This window comes from Shinella sp. WSJ-2 (assembly GCF_003432075.1).
Taxonomy (GTDB): domain Bacteria; phylum Pseudomonadota; class Alphaproteobacteria; order Rhizobiales; family Rhizobiaceae; genus Shinella.
In genome coordinates this window covers 1-15,318 of record NZ_QWBU01000003.1, presented here as the reverse complement: position 1 = coordinate 15,318, position 15,318 = coordinate 1, and the positions used below count along the sequence as shown (strand labels likewise).

The 15,318-nt window shown below is 62.1% G+C and carries 13 protein-coding genes and 1 tRNA gene; 4 read left to right on the top strand and 10 right to left on the bottom strand.

Going from position 1 to position 15,318, the window contains the following annotated elements:
* Positions 1-178 precede the first annotated feature (178 nt).
* A complete protein-coding gene (locus D0Y60_RS07700; RefSeq protein ID WP_117368506.1) occupies positions 179-1,174 on the bottom strand; it encodes an MBL fold metallo-hydrolase in 996 nt (331 codons plus the stop codon).
* A gap of 197 nt (positions 1,175-1,371) precedes the next feature.
* On the opposite strand from D0Y60_RS07700, the gene D0Y60_RS07695 reads away from it, so the two are divergent.
* Positions 1,372-2,781: a DHA2 family efflux MFS transporter permease subunit gene (locus D0Y60_RS07695; protein ID WP_117368504.1), complete on the top strand. Its 1,410-nt coding sequence runs from the start codon at positions 1,372-1,374 to the stop codon at positions 2,779-2,781.
* A 5-nt stretch (positions 2,782-2,786) separates the two neighbouring features.
* Here D0Y60_RS07695 and D0Y60_RS07690 read toward each other — a convergent pair whose 3' ends face one another.
* The 3 genes from D0Y60_RS07690 to D0Y60_RS07680 are packed head-to-tail and all read right to left on the bottom strand — an operon-like array spanning position 2,787 to position 5,418.
* Positions 2,787-3,170 carry a VOC family protein gene (locus D0Y60_RS07690; protein WP_117368502.1) on the bottom strand — a complete coding sequence of 128 codons (384 nt, stop codon included), beginning with the start codon at positions 3,168-3,170 and terminating at the stop codon, positions 2,787-2,789.
* Positions 3,170-3,886, bottom strand: coding sequence for an RlmE family RNA methyltransferase (locus D0Y60_RS07685; RefSeq protein ID WP_117368500.1), 717 nt, complete (start codon positions 3,884-3,886; stop codon positions 3,170-3,172). The genes D0Y60_RS07690 and D0Y60_RS07685 overlap by 1 nt, the downstream gene beginning before the upstream one ends.
* Positions 3,883-5,418: a Ppx/GppA phosphatase family protein gene (locus D0Y60_RS07680; RefSeq protein ID WP_117368497.1), complete on the bottom strand. Its 1,536-nt coding sequence runs from the start codon at positions 5,416-5,418 to the stop codon at positions 3,883-3,885. The genes D0Y60_RS07685 and D0Y60_RS07680 overlap by 4 nt, the downstream gene beginning before the upstream one ends.
* 238 nt (positions 5,419-5,656) lie before the next feature.
* Here D0Y60_RS07680 and D0Y60_RS07675 point away from each other — a divergent pair.
* From D0Y60_RS07675 to D0Y60_RS25005, 3 genes are all read left to right on the top strand, one after another.
* Positions 5,657-5,730 (top strand) — tRNA-Gln (locus D0Y60_RS07675).
* Positions 5,731-5,888: 158 nt separating this feature from the next.
* Positions 5,889-7,676, top strand: coding sequence for a DUF6538 domain-containing protein (locus tag D0Y60_RS07670; protein WP_245409118.1), 1,788 nt, complete (start codon positions 5,889-5,891; stop codon positions 7,674-7,676).
* A complete protein-coding gene (locus D0Y60_RS25005) occupies positions 7,676-7,978 on the top strand; it encodes a hypothetical protein (protein WP_245409117.1) in 303 nt (100 codons plus the stop codon). The genes D0Y60_RS07670 and D0Y60_RS25005 overlap by 1 nt, the downstream gene beginning before the upstream one ends.
* Positions 7,979-8,193: 215 nt before the next feature.
* Here the strand turns inward: D0Y60_RS25005 and D0Y60_RS07665 are convergent, their stop codons facing one another.
* The 6 genes from D0Y60_RS07665 to D0Y60_RS07640 form a co-directional block, all read right to left on the bottom strand.
* Positions 8,194-8,508 (bottom strand): hypothetical protein, encoded by a 315-nt coding sequence (locus D0Y60_RS07665; RefSeq protein ID WP_117368495.1) that lies wholly within the window; start codon positions 8,506-8,508, stop codon positions 8,194-8,196.
* A gap of 383 nt (positions 8,509-8,891) precedes the next feature.
* Complete coding sequence (locus tag D0Y60_RS07660) at positions 8,892-9,659, bottom strand: ATP-dependent Zn protease (RefSeq protein WP_117368493.1); 768 nt, start codon at positions 9,657-9,659, stop codon at positions 8,892-8,894.
* Positions 9,656-11,617, bottom strand: a complete 1,962-nt coding sequence (locus D0Y60_RS07655) for an ATP-binding protein (RefSeq protein WP_117368491.1) — start codon at positions 11,615-11,617, stop codon at positions 9,656-9,658. The genes D0Y60_RS07660 and D0Y60_RS07655 overlap by 4 nt, the downstream gene beginning before the upstream one ends.
* A complete protein-coding gene (locus tag D0Y60_RS07650) occupies positions 11,610-12,116 on the bottom strand; it encodes a hypothetical protein (protein WP_117368489.1) in 507 nt (168 codons plus the stop codon). Before D0Y60_RS07650 ends, D0Y60_RS07655 begins: the two co-directional genes overlap by 8 nt.
* A gap of 185 nt (positions 12,117-12,301) precedes the next feature.
* Positions 12,302-13,369, bottom strand: a complete 1,068-nt coding sequence (locus tag D0Y60_RS07645; protein WP_245409116.1) for a hypothetical protein — start codon at positions 13,367-13,369, stop codon at positions 12,302-12,304.
* Between the two features lie 396 nt (positions 13,370-13,765).
* Positions 13,766-14,965: a hypothetical protein gene (locus D0Y60_RS07640; protein ID WP_117368485.1), complete on the bottom strand. Its 1,200-nt coding sequence runs from the start codon at positions 14,963-14,965 to the stop codon at positions 13,766-13,768.
* Positions 14,966-15,318: the final 353 nt, after the last annotated feature.

Genomic DNA, 15,318 nt, shown 5'->3' with positions numbered 1-15,318 from the left:
CAAGTTCCTTCAGGGTAAAGCTTACGCACCAAGGGGAACATTGGGAGATGTCCGCCTCGGTCGCTTGCAAGAAATTCTTGGAAGTTGGCGAGGGCTGGTAACACGTTCATGACGGCTTGGAAATAGCAAAAAAGCCCGGAATGCCTTCCGGGCCTCATCCTGCACACAGATGGTGTGCTCAGAGATCGAACTGATAGCTTACAGGCACGAAGCGATAGCCCTCGCCGGCTTTCTCCACGAACCCTGCCGCCGGGAAAGGCATGTGGTAGCCGAGGAAGGCGAGCTTGTCGGTCGCGATCATGTCGAAGACCTTTTTGCGCGTTGCCGCGGCCTGGGCCTTGTCCATGTCGAAGCGCACCTCCCAGTCCGGACGCTGGAGGGAAAGCACAAAGTGATTGGCGGTGTCAGCCGTCAGGATGAGCGCCTTACCTTCCGATTCGACGCGGAAGATCATGTGACCGGGTGAATGGCCGAAGGCGTCGAGACCGGTAATGCCGGGCACGACCTGGCCTTCGTCCTCGATGAAGGTCAGCTTTTCGGCGAGCGGCTGCACCTTGGCCAGCACGCCCTGATGGCCCTGCTCGGCGGGCGTACCCATGCGCTCCGGATTGACCCAGAAATCGTATTCCGTGCGGCCGGTGACGTAGCGGGCATTCGGAAAGGCCGGCTTGCCGCCCTCCATCAGCCCGCCGATATGATCGCCATGCATGTGGGTGATGACGACGACGGAAATCTGGTCGGCCGTGTAGCCGGCATATTTCAGACCTTCGAGAAGACGGCCCATGCCGGCGTCGCGCCCGCCCTCGCCCATGCCGGTATCGAACAGCACGACTTCCGACCCCGTATCGACAAGCGTCGGCGTGAAGCTGTTGACGAATTTGTCCGCCGGCAGGAAGTTTTCCGCCAGAAGCGCGCCGACGGCCTCGGCGGACTGGTTGATGCCGAATGTCTCGTTCGGCTTGTCGGAGGCGCGCATGCCGTCGCGGATGGCCAGCACGCGGAAACTGCCGAGTTTGAAGCTGCGAGCTTCGAGGGGGCTTACGCGCATATCGGTGGCATCGCTTTCGGTTTGGGCAAGGGCGCCCGCGCGGTTCATCAGCAGCGGTGCGGCCAATGTCGTCACGCCCGCGGCGAGAAACAAGGACCGGCGCGAGATTGTCGAATGGTCTGCCATGGATCTTCCCTTCTGAAAAACGTTTCGCCGTTATAGGCACGGGCTTCGGCGTGAGGATGACACGCGACGATCTAGGGCGCTGTCACGATCCCGTCCCGCCGCATCACGGCCTTGTGATCCCGAGGATTTGACAGATGGCAATGCGGGGCGCAGAAGACGGATGGGTCTGCACGAGGGCCTCCTACCCCGATTTGCCGATGAACCGTATCGTTCCCCTCATCCTCGCCGTCGCGCTCTTCATGGAGCAGATGGATTCTACCGTCATCGCCACCTCGCTGCCGGCCATCGCCGCCGATCTCGGCGTGGGGCCGATCACGCTGAAGCTGGCGCTGACCGCCTATATGGTGTCGCTCGCCACCTTCATTCCGCTCTCCGGCTGGATGGCCGACCGCTTCGGCGCCAAGCGCATCTTCCGCCTCGCCATCCTGGTCTTCGTCGCCGGCTCCATCCTCTGCGCCGTCGCCGACAGCCTCGTCGCCTTCGTCGTCTCGCGCTTCCTGCAGGGCATGGGCGGGGCGATGATGACGCCGGTCGCCCGCCTCGTGCTGGTGCGCTCCACCTCCCGCTCCGAGCTCGTCTCGGCCATGGCGCTGCTCACCATTCCCGCCCTTGTCGGGCCTTTGGCCGGCCCGCCACTCGGCGGCTTCATCACCACCTATTTCTCCTGGCACTGGATCTTTCTGATCAACGTGCCGGTCGGCATCATCGGCTATATCCTCTCGGGCATCTACCTGCCGGAAATCCGCGCCGCCGCCCCGCCGCCGCTCGACTGGACGGGCTTCTTCCTCAGCGCGGTGGCCGCCTCCGGCACGATGTTCGGCCTTTCCGTCATCAGCCTGCCGGCGCTTCCGCCTGTCATCGGCATCGTCTCCACCGTGGTCGGCCTTGCCTGCGGCGTGCTCTACGTGCGCCATGCAAAGCGCCACCCGACGCCGCTGCTCGACCTCAAGCTCTTCCGCGACAGCGCGTTCCGCGCCGCCTCCGTCGGCGGCACGCTGTTTCGCATCTCGGTCGGCGCGGTGCCCTTCCTGATGCCGCTGATGCTGCAGGTCGGCTTCGGGCTCACGCCCTTCCAGTCCGGCCTCGTCACATTCACCGGCGCGATCGGCGCGATCACCACCAAGGTCATCGCCAAGCGTGTCCTGACGATCGCCGGCTTCCGCACGACGCTGATCGTCGCCAGCATCTTCGGCGCGGCGCTGACCTTCGTGAACGGGCTTTTCGCGCCGACCACGCCCTTCTGGTTCATTGCCGGCGTGCTGCTGATCGCAGGCTTCGTGCGCTCGTTCTTCTTTACCAGCGTGAACGCGCTCTCCTTCGCCGATATTCCGGATTCGGATGCCAGCAAGGCGACATCGATGAGCGCCGTGCTTCAGCAGATGAGCCTTGCCATGGGCGTGGCGGTGGCCGGTGCGATCCTCGAAATCGAGACCTCGCTGACCGGCTCGCCGCTCGAACTGCGTGATTTCCAGATCGCCTTCATGGTAATCTCCGCCATCACCCTGCTTGCGGCGCTGCCCTTCCTCACCATGGCGAAAAACGCAGGCGCCTCCGTCTCCGGCCACCGCATGGGGGCCGAGGAAGAGGAAACGATTGCGGTGAAGTAGGACGCCTATTCCGGCTTTTCGCAGACGGCGACGAGCTTGTTGCCGTCGTGATCGCGCACGAAGGCCGCGTAGAAGTTGGCGTGGAACGGCCGGATGCCCGGCGCGCCCTCATCCGTGCCGCCCTGTGCAAGCGCCGCCGCATGAAACGCATCGACGGAAGCACGGGTCGGCGCGTCGAAGGCGATGGTCACGCCGTTGCCGAAGGTGGCGGGCTCGCGATTGAAGGGCTCGACCACCCAGAAGCGGCAGCGCACGTCCCCATCGGCGCCATAGCCGATTTCATCGGGCCCCTGCTTCTGCCTGATATAGCCGATGAGCGGCAGGACGGCATCGTAGAAGCGGCCGGCGCGTTCAAGATCGTTGGTGCCGACGGTGGTGTAGAGCAGCATCACGACTCCTCCTCGGCTTCGGTCGCCTCGTCGCGCGCCTTGCGGCCCTTGAAGCCCTTGGCGAGCAGGAACATTTCCACCGATTCGGCGCGCGAGGCGCCCGGCTTCACATGGATGACTTGCTTGAAATTCTGCTTGAGCAGATTGAGTAGCTCCCGCTCCGTGCCGCCCTGGAAGGTTTTCGCCAGGAAGTGGCCGCCCTCCGCCAGAACCTCGATCGCGAAATGCGCCGCGACCTCGCATAGATGCATGGTGCGGATGTGGTCCGTCTGGCGATGGCCGGTCGTCGGCGCCGCCATGTCCGATATCACGAGGTTCGGCGTGCCGCCGACGGCCTCGATCAGTTTTTCCGGCGCATCCGGCTCGAGAAAGTCCATCTGCAGGATGCGCACGCCCGGCAGCGGATCGATTTCCAGGAAGTCGATCGCCGCGACGCGCGGATCGGCATCGGTCGAGTTTGTCACCTTTGCTGCGATCTGTGACCAGCTTCCAGGCGCGGCCCCCAGGTCGATGATGCGCCGGGCGCCATCGAGAATGTGGTGCTTCTCGTCGATCTCCAGGAGCTTGAAGGCCGCGCGGGCGCGATAGCCTTCCAGCTTGGCGCGCTGCACATAGGGATCGTTGATGTGGCGCTCCAGCCAGCGACGGGAGGAGGCCTTCAGCTTGCCCTTCTTGACCTTCTGGCCGAGCTTGCGGCCGATGGGGGGCTTGGTCATGACGCCTGTCCTTCGGGCTTTGCCGGGTTGCGGTGCCCGCCGCGATGGTTGCGGCGGTGGCGGCCACGGCGCCAGACGCCGTCATCAGCCATCATGTCGGTGAGCAGGCCTTCCCGCAAGCCGCGGTCGGCGACGCGCATGCGGCGCGAAGGCCAGCGCTTGCGGATCGCTTCGAGAATGGCGCAGCCGGCCAGCACGAGATCGGCCCTGTCGGGCCCGATGCAGGGGTTGGCGGCGCGGGCGGAAAAGTCCCAGGACAGCAGCCGCGCCTGCATGGCCGTGACTTCATCGTCCGACAGCCACACGCCATCGACGCGGCGACGATCGTAGCGCGGCAGGTCAAGATGCACGCCGGCGAGCGTCGTGACCGTGCCTGACGTGCCGATAAGATGGAAATCCTCCGGCGCATGCGCGCTTTCAGCGGGGCAATCGAAATTCGCCAGCATGCCCTCGACCTCCGAGACCATGCCTTGAAAACTTTCCGGCGTGACATCCCGCCCGCCGTGGCGCTCCGACAGCGTCACGACGCCGACCGGCAGCGAGGTCCAGTGCGTGATGTGGTTGGCAAGCCGGCTGGAGCGGTTGTCGCCGATGCGGATGACCGCGATTTCCGAGGAACCGCCGCCGATATCGAACAGCACGACGGATTTCGCCTCGCGCCCGACCAGTGACGAGCAACCGGACACGGCAAGCCGAGCTTCCGTCTCGCGGTTGATGATTTCGAGATCGAGCCCCGTCTCCTGCTTCACCCGCTCAAGGAAGCTCTCGCCGTTCGTTGCCGCGCGGCAGGCCTCGGTGGCGATCAGGCGGGCGCGGCGGATGTTGCGGCTCTTCAGCTTCGCCGCGCAGATTTTCAGGGCCTCGACAGAGCGGTCCATCGCCTCGTCGGAAAGACGGCCGCTCGCCGCAAGCCCCTCACCGAGCCGCACGATGCGCGAAAAGGCATCGACGACGCGGAACTGCCCCGGCCGCGTCGGCTGGGCGATGAGCAGTCGGCAATTGTTGGTGCCCAGATCGAGCGCGGCGTAGAGCGGTGCATCGTAGCCATCACGCTCGGCGGCGCGTGGCGGCACGGCCTCGCGGCGCGGCTCATGCGAAACGGGCCGCTGCTCGGCCATCGTTTCCGCCACAAGCGACACGATGGCCGTCTTGGCAACGGCTGGCGTGGAACGCACGGCGGATTTGCGGCCGCGATGCTTGCGCCGTGCCTTGTGGCCATCTGCCGAATGCTGATTCTGTTGAGAACCTTCACGCTGGCCGACGGGCGCAAGCGGGCGCACATTTTCGCCGTCGGCGCTCTTGCCGTGCTTGCGACGCTTGTTTCTGCGCGCAGGGGTGCCGCTCGGTGCGGACTGGGGGCGCTCGGCGACTGCGGTTGAACCGGCCGCCTGGCCTGCGGACGGGAAAACGGCAGCGGAGCTTGCGCCCTTCTGCTTTCCCTTGCGACGGCGCGACCGCTTTGGTCGTCCCGTATCGTCCGCAACTCGCGCCCCGGAAACGGACGGCTTTTCGCCGCTGTCGGGGTCGTTCACGTTACTGCCTATGGCGCCGCGCAAAACCCTGGGGCTGCAAGCAGGCGCTCTCTCGATCTTCGTTGGCGCGACATTACCAGCGCCCGGCCCGTTCGCCAAATTCTTTTTATGACGAAACTGCGAAGCAGGAGGCCCTGCGAAACCTGATGCAATTTTCTCAAAAAAACCATTTGCATCTCGCTGCCGTTTGTTTATAAGCCCGCCTCACAGGCCCCGGCCATGCCGGAACCAGCCATGCTGGGGAATAGTTCAACGGTAGAACGACGGACTCTGACTCCGTTAATCTTGGTTCGAATCCAGGTTCCCCAGCCAATTCTCCCTAAAAGCCCTTAATTCCTTGATTTTCCAGTCGTGCCGGATAGTGTTTTGGCATCATTGGCGACCTGATGCCCAAAACTGGTGCCCAGAGGTGATGCCCACGCGAGATTTACGCGATGGACGAACCTCGGGGCAAAGACAGGGCATTTGACATGGCCGTGCGCCACGAGGTCGAGAATCTGATCCGCCGCGGAAACATCTTCTATTGGCGGCCACGCGTCCCGGCCGCCTTTATCCACTGCCGTCCCGGCAGCCGCCTTTCACTCAGCCTTCACTGTTCAGACCATAAGAAGGCTCAGATCATCGGCCGGAAGCTCAACACGCGACTGGCCGAATTGAAGTTGAACTCGAAGGAAACGATGTCCAAGCTACAGCTCCAAAAACTGTTCGAGCATGAGCGTGACAAGGAACTCGAACGGCTCGACGACATCAACACGCTGGCAAGGCGCAATGGGCGTGGCGGCAATATCGAGGAGATGGAACTCGATCTCGAAGCGGGATGGGCCTGCCAGCTCCTGGCAAAGTTCGGAACGCGCGTGGATCTGTCTCTGGAGAATGACTGCGCGGGCCTGACCTATCTTTTGAACAATGGCGTGCCGGCATCGCATGTCGATGCCATCCGGGCAAACTATCGCGGCGAACTGACCGTGGCGCGCAGCCCCGGTTTTGAAGACGGCATCCGACGGCTGATCTACCAATTCGAAATTGACGACACCGTCGCTAATCGTCAGCGCGCCATGTCCAAGATCTTCGAGGGTCGCGCCGCGGCTCTTCTCCATATCGAAGAGCGCCACGAACTGGTGGACAAAAGTCGGAGCGAATTCACGGGCGGCGGAAGAGCCGTGACGCCAAATGCCGAGGTCACGGAAGCCGAACCTCCGACCCCAGACTCTGATCCTTTACCGCCGCCTTCGGTTGTTGAACGACCATCCGCATCAGCTCTGACTGCCGCGCCGGACGATCCGGAAATCGCCTACCTCGACCTGATCCAACCCTCAGCCACGAAGAAACAGGCGGGGTCGAAGGCTTCAGAAGCCGGACAGCGGGTGGTCGCGGTTTCGGACTTCGAACAGGAGTGTGACAAGCTTATCGCCAACATGGGCAACGAGTGGACGGCTGAGACTGCCCGTGACGCCAAGGCCCTTGTGCGCATGTATCAGTCCGTGCTTGTTGAACATGGTGTCGAGCATTCCGGGCAGATCGAGCAATATCACATCGGCCTGTTGCGCCAGCACTTCAATGACATCCCCACCGACTGGGGCCGCAGCAGCCGGATGCGCGTGATGTCGGCGCCGGAACTACGCGCCAAAGGTAACGAGATGCGCCGAGCGGCGGAAGCATCCGGAACAAAGCCGAAGGTCGGCCTTGCCGCCGCGACGATCCGCAAGCACTTCGGAAACCTCAGCCATTTCCTCAAGCATCTGAAAGGCCACGGATTCGAAATTGAGGGTTGGACCTTCGAAGGTCTACGTCCACGAAAGCCCAAGGCTGGAGACATTCGCCAGCGGCAGTACAAACCGAAACCTCAGGACATCATTCCGATCTTCTCCAGTCCGGTGTATGTGGGCTCTCAGGATCATCTGCGGGGAAGACGGCGAAAGGCTGGCACGCAGGTCTTCCACGATTCGCTCTATTTTTTGCCGATCCTCCTCACCTATCTCGGTCCCAGACGTAAGGAGTTTGCCGGGCTTCATGTCGATGACATAGCAAAGGACGAAGAAGGCTATGTCATCATTCTTCGAACCAACGAAACACGCCGGTTGAAGACGACTCAATCTCAGCGGTTGCTGCCCTTGCCGGATGAGATGGTACGGCTTGGATTCATCGATATGTCCAGGCAATCAAGAAGCTGGGATACGTGCAGCTCTTTCCGGATCTCTTTTCGGACAAAACGGACAACGATCCCGGCAATAGGTTCTACGATACCTTCGTCCCTGTGATGCAGGCTGCGCTTGGCAAGAACATGTGGTCGCGTGCCATTCACGCGCTTCGGCATGGCATGGCTGATACGCTGAAGCAGGCGGGCGTCTCGACGGAGGTGATCGATGACATTTCCGGACGGTTAAGCGAGGGTAGCGAAACGAACACGCGCTACACCAATCCGGCAGGCCTTCCGCTGATGCGCGAGGCCTTGAAGCACTATCCTGTCATCACGGCGGGCATCGAGCGAAAACCATTGCAACTCCTCCCTTGGGTCGAAAACAGGCAACCACCGCCATGGGCACGTGAAGGCAAGAAGTGATGAAACCGGTGCGGAAATAATTTCCGCACCTTGCCTCGCTGCATGGCGCAGCAACACGACGGGTGCGTTATCGCACTCTGGAAAATCGATTCAGAATCAAACGGCGTTTTAAGAAGTAATGGGGGGAGCAGGTATCCAATGAGCAAACGCCGTTTGGCGCGAGGACCGTGGGAAGAGGATGGTGGAGGAAGTCGCCGGGTCGATAGAGTGACGGCTCACGTCTCCCGTTCGTTTCGGTCCGGAAAGAGCAGATGGAGCTTCCTGCGGAAGGGAAGACCACCGGACCGGTATTTGGCGACGAGGTCATCGAAGACGGCATCGCATTCGCGCCCATCGAAGCCCTGCTCGGTCAGCATGGAGACGATCACGCCCTGGAACGTTTCAAGCTCGGCCTCCTGGCCCTTGTCCACGGCGCGGCGGATCAACCAGAACAACGCCACCCTTGCAACATCGTCGCGGTCGGGACGCCGTGCCTGCCTGTTGGCGTCGCGAAGCGCCTTCTGCCGCTGCCTTGCCATCGTGATACTCATGATCTCCACCCTCCTGCTCCTCGGCCTCTCCTATGGTCGAGGGACCGGCTGACCGGCGCAAGCGCCGTTTGGCGGAATCGGAATTCCAGAGTTGAGAATCGGTGGCCTGGGACCTTGAATCAAAAGACCGCAATTTGCCTCAACGTGCGGGCACGTCATGTCGCATCGACACAGGTTACCCCGAGGCAAACGCCGTTGCTGAATCAGCCTCCTGGAACTTCGAATCAAAAATCCAGACCACGGAATCAAATGAGCGCAACTTGTCTTAGATTGCGGGCAACTTGAGACAAGTCGTCTGCAATCCAAGCCAACTCAAGCCAGATCAGGTCACATCATTGCCCTAGCACCGGGCGCCAGGCGCCGTTTGGTCGGACGGCATGCTGTCAGTTTCCAGCCGTCCGATCACCCTGCCTGAGAAGCTGCTTGACGGCACCGCCATCCAAAGCCTGGGCATCGAACAGGGCCTTGATGAGGGCATTGAGCTTGTCCCTGTTCTCGCCCAGAACCTCGACTGCCCGCGCCAGCGCCTTTTCCAATCGTGCATGAATGCGCGCCGCGAGATCCGGATTGCTGTCAAGCACGGCGGTCGGGTCCTTGTCATCACGATAGAGCAGTGGCTGGATCGCGCCGAAGCCCAGGGAACGCTCCATGGCGAGCGCCAGTCTCGTTGCCCGCGCGAGATCGCTGTCCTCGGTGCCGCCGGAGCCCGAGGAGATCGCACCGACCACAATCTGTTCCGCGGCCCGCCCGGCCATCAGCATCGCAAGCATGTCCTCGCGATAGCCGAGCGTATCGCTGCCGGACGCGGTGAAGCCGAGCTGGCTATAGCCACCGCCTCCCGATGTATCGATGTTCAGGCCATGGATCGGGCCGAGCCGCAGCGCATGATGGACGACCGCATGTCCGGCTTCGTGGATCGCGAAGCGCCACCGCAGATCATAAGGCACCTGCGGCCGGTCCATTCGGATACCGTCCTCAAGATCCTCGAACCGGATCGCACGCTTCTCGCGCCGTGCCTTCAGCCGTGCCTGGCGAACGATCCGCTCGATGTCGGCTCCGGTCAGGCCCATCGCCTTGGTTGCCAGCCGCTTTAGCACCGACGCGGCTGCCTCAGGTGTGCCCGGTTCGAGATGCTTCGATGTCGTTGTCATGTCGTCCTTCCTTTCCGGGTGTCACCTGAGCCGTGTTCATCACTGTCTCCGGCGGCATCATTTTCTGGCGGCGGCGGGCCTTCCACATGCGTTCCCGCGGCGTCCGCCTCCACTTCGTCGTGAGCCTCACCGTTCAGTTTTCCAGCATCGCCAATCAGCACCGCCAGATCGTCACCGAGATGATGCATAAAGATGGCCGCAAGCGTTGCGACATCAGGCATCGGGATTTCGATATGCGTTTCCAGTCGCCCGGAGCGTTTGATTGCATCATCAATCTGGTCCGGCCGATTGGTGGCCCCCACGATGACCAGCCCTTCGGATTTCACGGCGCCGTCCAGCAGTTCGAGCGCCTTGTTGACCACCGTGTTCCAGTAGTCCGCATATTCCCGCTCTGCCGGCTGCCGCTTGCCGATGCCATCGATCTCGTCGATGAACAGAATGGACGGGGCAATCGCGCGGGCCTCGGCAAAGGTCTTGGCCATCTTGGCGATGACATCGTTGAGATGGCCGCCCTGCAGCCAGGTCGAGACCGATGTGGCGACCAGCGGCACCTGCAGGCTGTTGCACAGCGCCCGCGCAAACGTCGTCTTGCCGGTCCCGGGCGGACCGTGCAGCAATAGTTTGGTGCTCATGTCAGACCAGGCGAGAGCCCCTGCCCTGTGATCGGCGAGATCGGCCTTGAGATCCAGCGCCCAGGTCTTGGCCTTGCCGTATCCGGAGAGCGTCTCGACCATCAGCGACGGGCGATCGTCTTGCCCCGGCCCCCATGGCTCCGGCTGGATGACCTCGGCACCCGACGGCTTGTCACGCTTCCACCCGCCGCCACTGTCTTTTCCGGAGGAGGATTTCTCCGGCGACGCGTCCTGTTTCGACTTCGAGGATTTTCCGGTGGCCTTGGATGCTGGTTCGTCGTCCTCATCATCGCCATCGCGAGCGGCAACACGATTGCGCTCGGTCAGCGAGGCCAGCACGTCAATCACTTCTGGCGCGCCGCGACCCGGCCGGAAGGCCAGCACCACGTCATCGATGGTCAGATAATGCGCGTCATAAGCGGTCGTCCATCGGGTGAGCGCCGCCAGACCGACATCACCATACATGGCCTCAAGCATCATGCTGACGAAGGGATAGTCCAACCAGCCGCCCACCAGAGCGACATCGGCCGCGATGCTGATCTCGGATGGGATGTGCTGTGCCGTCTCCGAGATCGCAACGACCGGATAATCCCGCGTCAGCGCATTGACCAGTCGCCGCTGAAGCGTGGCGCCTGTCAGGCGATGGACCGACTCGCCGATGAACTGGATGTACGCACGCCCTGTGCCTTCGGCGACCGCGAAGCTGCCATCGTCATAGACATAGTCACCGTCGATGCCGTTCGGAACAGCCCCGGGAAGAAAGCCCGGCAATTCGATCAACCGCCGCATGGCCCGTTCGAAGCCGGCCACGGGTGCGTGCAATGAGACAACTGGCGCCGCCATGGCAATCGTCTGGACGATCCTGGCAAGCGGCATGCGCGTGTTTTCGATCGCGCGCGCCAGCACCAGAGCCGCCACGATGTTACTGACCAGCGGTGCCCGGCCCGCCCGGCCAACAAGACCGACGGCATAGGCACGGCGTCTGTGATCGACTGCTGCGGCATGATCATCGGCTGTGGCTTGACCTGGCCGGTAGAGCGACGGTAGCAACGCTGTCGACGCCTTCCCCTCAGTCACCACAATGTCGGACTGCTGGGGCGGCGGCAGAAGATAGGCCGCGAAGGTGCGGCGGATCCAGGCGAGGTCCCGATCCCGATCGCCCCCCATTCGCTCGGTATCAAATGCGGGACTGTAGCGACGCAGGAGATGACCATCGACCTCGACGATCTTCAGAGACAGAAGCCCATTGGCATGGGCGTTGCGCTGGGCGTCCTGGCGGGCGACACGGTCGAGACGGCACAGCAGAAGACGGGCGAGTTTATTCATCGATCCGGCCCTCCGTCATCGCGGCAATAATTGCCGTTTTAGGACCGGATGATCCCGCCTTCACCGCCGTGTGTTTCTTCAAACTCCCCGGCCCAGCCCGGCGACGCTCCCGGATCCGGCGACGAAGCGGACGGGGCGCGGCTAGACTCGGATCCTCAGCATCCGACTGAAGCTGAGCCACGAGATTGCGATTGCGGTTACCGAGCCAGTCGAGCAGCAGGCGGCAGGCGGGATTGCCACGATCGGCCTGCGCCTGCAGTCGGCTGATGACCGTGTCCGGCACGGTGCCGGTCAGACCATCGCCCTGCCTGACATGACCAAGCGCCAGTCCGATCAGGAACGCCGGATGGTCAGCAGGCGGATCATGACGAGCAGGTCCGAGATAGCGGAGGACGGTGCCATGCGAATGATGACAGGTGGGGTTCAGTGACGTCGAGGGCGATTTGATTGCCTCGCAGCGGATGCGTGGCGGCGCATCCGGGGTGATGTCGGAAGACATGGAAACTCCTTCGCCGAACCACGCTCGGGTCCAGCGTCATTGGGAGATGGAAAGGGAAAACCGCGGCCTCGAGGCCTGATGGTCACACATGGCGGTCGACATCCGGCGCCTGACGGCAAGCGTCAGGGCGCGGCGGTCAGGCCATCAGGCAATAGGCATCAACGGCAGTCGGGTGACGTGCTCGATCAGTGCCGATGGCGTCGGGCAAAGCCAACCCGCACAAACATGGGGACCGGTTCATCATCCTCGGTTTCATAGGCGTCCCTGAAGCCGTCATCATCGAGGCGATCGCGCAGATCGTCATCGTCGCAAGATCGGGCAGCCAGATCTTCTTCGTAACTCCGGCTCGGTCCATTGAGGTTGATCCGCGGATGGAGCGCCGCGGTCACAGCCGAGGACATCGCTCGCGGATCCATGACGGGCGCCCTGTCCAGGCCAAGTGCCTTGCACGCCTCGGCTTCGAGAAGCTGCTGCACCCGGATGCCGAAGCGCAGACGCAGTTCGGCCATGCAGTCGGCCACACCATCGATCTCCAAGAGGTCGTCGAGTTCTGAGAGCGCCCAGACCCCGTTGGCATGATCGCTCGGGCGGCTGGCGCCGTCGACGATCGCCACTTCGACCGCATCCACCATCAGCCGCTTCTGGTTCTTGTAGAGCCAGTCCGGCAGAACCATCGCCGACGCCATCATCTTGAGCTTCAGTTCCTCAAGCCGGCTCGTGTCGCCATAGGACGCGAGCGACCGTTTGACGTCGAGGATATAGGCCGTGTGCCGGGCGCGGTTCACGACGATCAGGTCCGGCGTGTAGCTGCCCTTGGCCGGCGCCTCGCAATCGAGCTTCACGCCATCGAGGCTCGACCAGTCGTTTCCGGCCACCGCTTCCATGGCCGCCTTGACCAACGGCAGCTTCAACGACTGGGTCAGCACCAGCACGTTGGGATTGGCTTTCGCCAGCCGTTCGACCGCCTGCTCCAACAGCTTGCCCTCCCGGAACGAGACGGCCCGCACCAGCGAGGCGATATGAACGTAGTGGCCGAGGATCGCGTCCTCGATCGGTTCGCCATCGGCAATGGCGGTAATGGCGCGGTCGATCAGCAGGTCGAGATCGGCCTCGACATCGGCGAAGCGAACCAGATGCGGATGACGGCGCAGCACCGCCGGTTCGTGAACCGCAGTCGGAGCCGTATTGCGGCCAAGGCCGAACGGGCGTGGGCGGGATCTGGAAGCTGCGGCAGCCTCGGCCGCATCGATCATGGAACGGAGAACTTCCCCAGAGGGAACAGAAACGGTATTCGTGCTCATAGCCCGATTCCTTCTTGTACAAGGTTGACGGTCAGGCCCTTGTCGATGTTGGTAGCATCGGCTTGGGCCGCTTGTTCCGGCCATCCGGAACGTCCTCAACTTGACAGGACCCAAGGCTGGGCTCAAGGTCCCGGACTGCAAAAAGAGAACGAAGCCGGTACAAGGTTAACGCCGGGCTCACGGCGACTTCTAAACCGAGACCCACTGGGCGCCTGCGACAAGTGCAAGGCAACCGCTTCAGCGATCATCATGCCCGACCGAAGCCGCCAATGAGAAAGGGCCGACAAGCGGCCCTCTCGATGTTGATGGAAAGGCCGGACATCCAGCCCTCCAGTTTTCGTTGCCGCTTCACGCCGCGGTCGTCGGTGGCGAAGTCGGCTTGATCTTGTCGATGAACGCCGGGCGCTGAAACCGCTTCTCAGGCTTGGCGAGCGCCTCGGCCACCGAAGGGATGGCGTCATCGTCAGATGCGGGCACCTTGAAGTCACCGGTCATGATGGCGGCAAATCCATCCGTGAGCCTCGCCAGGTTCTCCTCCAACGACGGCCTGCTCGATGCCTTTGCCTTAGGCGAGGCCGAGGTTTTCGCCGGGGCCGAAGTGTCCGCGACAGCGTTGGCAGACGCGACCACGCTTGCTGCAACATCAGCCTTGACCTCCGGCCTGACCGGGTCGCCCTTTTCGGGAACCACCCAGTTCAGAAGCGGCACGACCTCTGTCTCCAGCCAGGTCCGAAGCTCGGCCTTGTCAGGCCAAGAAGTCTCGCTACCCATCTTGTAGAGCAACCGGCTGACCTTTTCCCAACCGGATTTCGCCGGCAATTCGGTCGAGGTCATGGTGTGCCTGTCGTTCGGATGCGGCCGGACGAACTGCACAAGGCTTTCCAACTCGCGGTTTGCGAGGCGTGCCGTGAGGTGGATTTTCGCGGCGAGGTCCTTCTTGACGATGTTGTTCTTCGGCAAGGCCTCCAGCACATGGGTGCGGATCTCCTCGATATGCCTCACGAACGACTTCATGCCGTCCCGCACCTTGATGCCGATGATCGCCTTAAGCCCATCAGGCCCACCGACATCGTACGGATCGAGTTCGGGCTTCTCCTCGACGTCCTCCTTTGACCCGGACATGATCGCCGTGACATCCTGAACCCGCAGCCGATCATGCGTGCTAGCAAAGCCGATGATCTGTTCGACCTGCTCGGGCGTGGCCGCACTCATCTTTCCAAGCACGGTCGGACCCACGGCAAGCGCAACCAGGATCTCCTTATAGGCCTGAAGGTTGCGGTGGACCGCACGCTTGGTGCGCACGTGCCGCGCGGTGTAGCCGCAACATTCGACCGCCCATTTCTCCAAGGTCCCTTCGGGCAGAAGCGTGGCGATCCTATCGAAACGCTCCCCCTCTTCGAATGCATCCTCCGTCGATCGGCGCCGCGCGCCGACAAGGTGCTTGGCCTCCTCCTCGAGCACGCTCTTCAGCTCATCGCTGATTTCGTGCTCCTCATAAAAGGGGCGGGCGCGGTGGGCCGATGCGGCCGCTTTGCTGATGATACCCATAGTCTATCTCCTTGTTTTCTTGAGATCGTAAGATTCAACGACCTTACAGAGAATATTATCGCACGCTGATCAAGCAATTCAACCAACCGGGAGTTTTGCAATAATTGCTAACCAAGAGATATGCTTCGAAATATACTATAGATACTTCCGAATCGACCGGTTTGCCTCCTCTGCGCCGGAATCTTGCTTTTCGTTGAGGCAAGTAAAATCCACACTTAATGCGTGTGTGTTGATTGCCACTGAGAACTGACCCGGCATAGCCCGATATTTCCATTGAGAATTGACCCATGTTTCAACCGTCCCTCGCGAGTTTTCAGCGAGGGCTGTGGAGTGATTGACATGGCGTTACTGAG

Bases quoted from the DNA above. Each gene is read 5' to 3' on its own strand.
- D0Y60_RS07690 (WP_117368502.1), bottom strand. From the start codon at position 3,170: ATGCTGCTCTACACCACCGTCGGCACCAACGATCTTGAACGCGCCGGC.
- D0Y60_RS07640 (WP_117368485.1), bottom strand. From the start codon at position 14,965: ATGGGTATCATCAGCAAAGCGGCCGCATCGGCCCACCGCGCCCGCCCC.
- D0Y60_RS07685 (WP_117368500.1), bottom strand. From the start codon at position 3,886: ATGACCAAGCCCCCCATCGGCCGCAAGCTCGGCCAGAAGGTCAAGAAG.
- D0Y60_RS07665 (WP_117368495.1), bottom strand. From the start codon at position 8,508: ATGAGTATCACGATGGCAAGGCAGCGGCAGAAGGCGCTTCGCGACGCC.
- D0Y60_RS07650 (WP_117368489.1), bottom strand. From the start codon at position 12,116: ATGTCTTCCGACATCACCCCGGATGCGCCGCCACGCATCCGCTGCGAG.
- D0Y60_RS07700 (WP_117368506.1), bottom strand. From the start codon at position 1,174: ATGGCAGACCATTCGACAATCTCGCGCCGGTCCTTGTTTCTCGCCGCG.
- D0Y60_RS07655 (WP_117368491.1), bottom strand. From the start codon at position 11,617: ATGAATAAACTCGCCCGTCTTCTGCTGTGCCGTCTCGACCGTGTCGCC.
- D0Y60_RS07660 (WP_117368493.1), bottom strand. From the start codon at position 9,659: ATGACAACGACATCGAAGCATCTCGAACCGGGCACACCTGAGGCAGCC.
- D0Y60_RS07645 (WP_245409116.1), bottom strand. From the start codon at position 13,369: ATGATCGATGCGGCCGAGGCTGCCGCAGCTTCCAGATCCCGCCCACGC.
- D0Y60_RS07670 (WP_245409118.1), top strand. From the start codon at position 5,889: ATGGCCGTGCGCCACGAGGTCGAGAATCTGATCCGCCGCGGAAACATC.
- D0Y60_RS25005 (WP_245409117.1), top strand. From the start codon at position 7,676: ATGCAGGCTGCGCTTGGCAAGAACATGTGGTCGCGTGCCATTCACGCG.
- D0Y60_RS07695 (WP_117368504.1), top strand. From the start codon at position 1,372: ATGAACCGTATCGTTCCCCTCATCCTCGCCGTCGCGCTCTTCATGGAG.